General features: G+C 72.0%; 5 protein-coding genes. 2 read left to right on the top strand and 3 right to left on the bottom strand.

Annotated elements, in window-relative coordinates; all coding sequences use genetic code 11:
• Positions 1-241: 241 nt before the first annotated feature.
• Both sucD and sucC read right to left on the bottom strand, forming a co-directional pair.
• Positions 242-1,129, bottom strand: coding sequence for a succinate--CoA ligase subunit alpha (gene sucD, locus AF1_RS31925; RefSeq protein ID WP_067807964.1), 888 nt, complete (start codon positions 1,127-1,129; stop codon positions 242-244).
• Position 1,130: 1 nt separating this feature from the next.
• Positions 1,131-2,309, bottom strand: a complete 1,179-nt coding sequence (sucC, locus tag AF1_RS31920) for an ADP-forming succinate--CoA ligase subunit beta (protein WP_067807963.1) — start codon at positions 2,307-2,309, stop codon at positions 1,131-1,133.
• Between the two features lie 297 nt (positions 2,310-2,606).
• Between sucC and AF1_RS31915 the strand changes: the two genes are divergently transcribed.
• Positions 2,607-4,085 (top strand): glycoside hydrolase family 15 protein, encoded by a 1,479-nt coding sequence (locus tag AF1_RS31915; RefSeq protein ID WP_242608876.1) that lies wholly within the window; start codon positions 2,607-2,609, stop codon positions 4,083-4,085.
• Here AF1_RS31915 and AF1_RS31910 read toward each other — a convergent pair.
• Positions 4,045-4,608: a GNAT family N-acetyltransferase gene (locus AF1_RS31910; RefSeq protein ID WP_067807961.1), complete on the bottom strand. Its 564-nt coding sequence runs from the start codon at positions 4,606-4,608 to the stop codon at positions 4,045-4,047. The two genes, AF1_RS31915 and AF1_RS31910, sit on opposite strands and share 41 nt — an antisense overlap.
• Before the next feature lie 49 nt (positions 4,609-4,657).
• On the opposite strand from AF1_RS31910, the gene AF1_RS31905 reads away from it, so the two are divergent.
• Positions 4,658-4,916: TetR/AcrR family transcriptional regulator (locus tag AF1_RS31905; protein ID WP_157419393.1), on the top strand; the 259-nt coding region annotated here is incomplete at its 3' end.

Below are 4,916 nucleotides of genomic sequence, written 5' to 3'. Positions count from 1 at the left end.
GGGCCGGCGGGCGCCGCGCCGCGTGCTGCGCACGCGCCCGCCCCGCCGCGGTCTTCGACGGTTCCCGCTTCGCGCGCCGTCCGGGGATCTTGTCGCTCACCGCTCCATGCTGGCACCGGCTCCGCCCCCCGCCGCCCCGCCCGCCCGGCGTGTCGCCTTTGTCGTCCCGGCTTCCGGGCGCACACGAAAGACGCCCGGGCCGCGGGGGCGGCTCGGGCGTCTTTCGTGTGCTCGCGCGGGATCAGCGGTTCTGCATGATCTCCCGCATGATGACGGCGGTCTCGCTGGGGGTCTTGCCGACGCGGACGCCGACCTTCTCCAGGGCCTCCTTCTTCGCCTGCGCGGTGCCGGCGGAGCCGGACACGATCGCGCCCGCGTGGCCCATGGTCTTGCCCTCGGGGGCGGTGAACCCGGCGACGTAGCCGACGACCGGCTTGGTCACGTGCTGCTCGATGTAGGCGGCGGCGCGCTCCTCGGCGTCGCCCCCGATCTCACCGATCATCACGATCGCGTCGGTGTCCGGGTCGTCCTGGAACGCCTGGAGGGCATCGATGTGGGTGGTCCCGATGATCGGGTCGCCGCCGATGCCGACGCAGGTGGAGAAGCCGATGTCGCGAAGCTCGTACATCATCTGGTAGGTCAGCGTGCCCGACTTCGACACCAGGCCGATGCGGCCGGGCGTGGTGATGTCGGCCGGGATGATGCCCGCGTTCGACTTGCCGGGGGACGCGATGCCGGGGCAGTTCGGCCCGATGATCCGGGTCTTGCTGCCCTTCTCCTCGGCGTACGCCCAGAAGTAGGCGGTGTCGTGCACCGGGATGCCCTCGGTGATGACCACGCAGAGCGGGATCTCGGCGTCGATCGCCTCGACGACGGCGTCCTTGGTGAACTTCGGCGGGACGAAGACGACGGAGACGTCCGCGGTCGTGTGGGCCATGGCCTCCTTGACGGTGCCGAACACCGGGAGGGTCGTGCCGTCGAAGTCGACCGTCTGGCCGGCCTTGCGGGCGTTCACGCCGCCGACGACCTGGGCGCCGGACGCGAGCATCCGGCGGCCGTGCTTGGTGCCCTCGGAGCCCGTAATGCCCTGGACAATGATCTTGCTGTTCTCGGTGAGCCAGATGGCCATGTCATGCACCTGCCGCTGCGAGTTCGGCGGCGCGCTTGGCCGCCTCGTCCATGGTGTCGACCTGCTGGACGCCGGGCAGCGCCGCATCGCTGAGGATCTTGCGCCCGAGCTCGGCGTTGTTGCCGTCCAGCCGGACGACGAGGGGGCGGTCGACGGCCTCGCCGCGGTCGGCCAGCAGCTGGTAGGCCGAGACGATGCCGTTGGCGACGGCGTCACAGGCGGTGATGCCGCCGAAGACGTTCACGAACACCGACCTGACGGCCGCGTCGGACAGCACGATCTCCAGCCCGTTCGCCATCACCTCGGCGGACGCGCCGCCGCCGATGTCGAGGAAGTTCGCGGGCTTCTGGTTGTCGAACTGCTCGCCCGCGTAGGCCACCACGTCCAGGGTGGACATGACCAGGCCGGCGCCGTTGCCGATGATGCCGACGGTGCCGTCCAGCTTCACGTAGTTGAGGTCCTTGGCCTTGGCCGCGGCCTCCAGCGGGTCGGCGGCGGCCTTGTCCTCGAACTTCTCGTGGTCCTGGCGGAACCCGGCGTTGTCGTCCAGCGTGACCTTGCCGTCGAGGGCCTTCACCTGGCCGTCGGCGGTGAGGATCATCGGGTTCACCTCGACGAGGGAGGCGTCCTCGTCGGTGAACACGGCCCACAGCCGCTCGATCAGCTCGGCGGCGCCGTCGAGCGCCTCCTGCGGGAGGCGGCCCTTCTCGGCGATCTCGCGGGCCCTGGCCCGGTCGATGCCGTCCAGCGGCGAGATCGGCACCATCGCCAGCCGGTCGTGCGGCACCTCCTCGATCTCCACGCCGCCTTCGACGGAGCAGATGGACAGGAAGGTGCGGTTGGCGCGGTCGAGCAGGAAGGAGAAGTAGTACTCCTGCGCGATCGCGCTGCCCTCCTCGACCAGGACCTTGTGGACCGTGTGGCCCTTGATGTCCATGCCGAGGATCTGGCCGGCGAGCGTCTCCGCCTCGTCGACCGTGTCGGCCAGCTTCACGCCGCCGGCCTTGCCGCGGCCGCCGGTCTTCACCTGGGCCTTGACCACGACCTTCTTGCTGCCCGCGGAGAACAGCTCCTCCGCGATGGCACGCGCTTCCTGAGGAGTACGGGCGACCTTGCCGGTGGGCACCGGTACCCCGTACTCGGCGAAGAGTTCCTTCGCCTGATGTTCGAACAGGTCCACGAGGGCGTCCTTAACGGATCGACAGCCAAAGACCACACGAGTCGGCGATCTGCACGGGTTGCCGTGCGGCCGGCGCTCTGCGGTCCGCTCCGTCGATGCAGCCTAGTCAACCCCACTTCGTGGTGATGCCGCCGGGTCCATATGTCACCGGCTGATTCCCGCGAGGGCAAGTGCCACCAGGCAAGAGGTGTCTCATCCTGAAGGGTGGGCACGAGTGGCCCCTGAGGAGGATGAACCGATTGACGTAGTTTGATGTACTCATTTCGCGTCGGCGGGTGCGGCAAAGGGGACGAACGCATGGCGATGGCGGAAGAACGGGACACATCCGTCGTTTCCCCCGTCACCGCGGCACCGCCCCCGCCCGACCGGGCACCCGCGCGCAGGCGGTCCGGGGTTCACAAGATCCGCCGCACGGCCGCCCTGCTGATCGTGGCCGCGCTCGTCGCCACCGGCGGCGCCACCGTACCGGAACCGCCGAGCCCCGGCTGGGCGAGCCCCGGGCTGATCGGCGGGGGCGGCTGGCCGTTCACCGGCGTCCCGATCTCCCCGGAGCAGGGCGAGGGGGCGTCCTACCTGCCGGACAGCTCGGTCGTCCGGCTTGAGGACGGACGTATCCGGCTCATCCCGTCCGGTGGCGATACGCCCATCACGGTGGACGCCTCCGACCCGCGGGTGGACCGGGCCGTCCGATCCGACAGCGCGTGGCTGGCACAGGGCACGATCCCGACCGGCGGGCACGACCGCGCCTACCGCGACATGGCGGTGCGCGCCCTGCTCGACCTGCGGCTCCTCACCCGCCCGAACGGGGCGTCACTGGCCTCCTGGTACACCAAGTGGCGGTACTGCTGGCCGCGTGACTCCGCGTTCGCCGTCGCCGCGTTCACCGTCACGGGGCATCCGTCGGAGGCCCGCCGCGTCCTGCGCTTCCTCGCCCGCACCCAGAGCGGCAACGGCATGTGGGCCGCCCGCTACAACCCCGACGGGACGGCCGTCGCCGACGGGCGCGCGTTCCAGCTCGACTCGCTCGGCTGGGTGCTGTGGGCGGCCTGGTTCCACCGCGCCCGGACCGGATCGTCCGACGAGCTGCCCGTCCTGTGGCCGATGGTGCGGCGCGCGGCCGACCATCTGGCGCGCTCGCTGGACGCCGAGGGGCTGCCGCCCGCCTCGTCCGACTACTGGGAGCGCGACCCCCAGCGCGAGCAGGACCCGCGGCGCCCCACGCTCGGCGTCGTCGGGCCCGTGCTGGCGGGCCTGCGGGCCGCCGCCGACCTCGCGCGGGCGCGCGGCGAGACCCGCAAGGCGGCCGAATGGCGGCACGCGGCGCAGCGGGTCTCCGACGCCGTGGCCAGGCAGTTCGCCCCTTACGGCTACCCGCGCTCGCCCATCCGCGGCGGGCGGATGGACACCTCCGTGACGTTCCTCGCGCCGCCGTTCGCACCGGCCGACACGCGGGTGACCTCCGCGATCGCCGACGCCGCCCGCAAGCAGGCGCTGCCGAACGGGGGCGTCCTGCCGGGCGAGCGCTGGTCCGGCGACCCGAAGGTCGCCTGGACCCCGGAGACGGCGCTCTTCGGGCTGGCCGCCGCCGCGGCGGGACGGACGGAGGAGGCGCACGAGCGGCTCGGCTGGCTGGCCTCCCACCGCACCTCCCTGGGCGCCCTTCCGGAGAAGGTCGGCCAGACCGGCAGGCCCGCGGGCCCGGCCCCGCTCGGCTGGACGGCGTCCCTGGTGCTGCTCAGCCTCTCGGCTCTGGAGCGGCCTCTCCCCATTCCGTAGCGAGGACGGCCCAGACCTGGCTGTCGCGGCGCTTCCCGCCCAGCACGAACGACTGCCGGTGGACGCCCTCGCAGGTCATGCCGAGCCGCTTCGCGACGGCCGCGCTGGCGGTGTTGCGCGTGTCGCAGACCCACTCCACCCGGTGCATTCCCCGCTCGTGGAACGCCCAGTCGATCATGTGGCGGACGGCCCGGTTGATCAGCCCCCGCCCCCGCATCTCCGCGGCGAGCCACACTCCCACCTCGCAGACGCCCGTGCCGGCGTCGAACGTCCGGAAGACCGTCCCGCCCTGGAGGACGCCGTCGACCCAGATGCCGTAGATGCCCGCTTCGTCCTTGGCCTGCTTGTCGGCGTAGGACTGCAGGTACTCCCCGGCCGTCCGCTCGTCCACGACCGTCCAGGCCCAGGGGATGTAGTCACGGATGTCCGGGCGGACCCGATCCGCGTGCTTGGCGAACTCGGCCGCCCGCCACGGCTCCAGCGGACGGAATTCGGCACCGTCGGCGAGCTGGTGAGCGAACATCGGGCCTCCCGGGGGCACGTACCGAACGTTTGTTATGTACTCTACGGGAATGCCCGCCCGAGGTGATCACGATGCCCGCCGCCGGGACGTGTCCGAGGCCGTCTGGCGCGTCCTCGCCGACCGCGGCTTCGGCGGCCTGACCCTGCGCGCGGTCGCGGCGGAGATGGGCGCCTCCACGGGCCTGCTCACGCACTACTTCCCGAGCAAGAAGGCCCTCGTCGCCCACGCCCTCGACCTGGCCGACGAACGCACCGCGAACCGTCCCCTCCGCACGGCCCCGCCCGGCCTCCCCGGCCTGCGCGCCGCCC

Origin of the sequence: Actinomadura formosensis NBRC 14204 (assembly GCF_001552155.1) — a bacterium.
Classification (GTDB): domain Bacteria; phylum Actinomycetota; class Actinomycetes; order Streptosporangiales; family Streptosporangiaceae; genus Spirillospora; species Spirillospora formosensis.
Note: the sequence above shows the minus strand (reverse complement) of the source record. Positions and strands in the feature narration are given on the sequence as shown.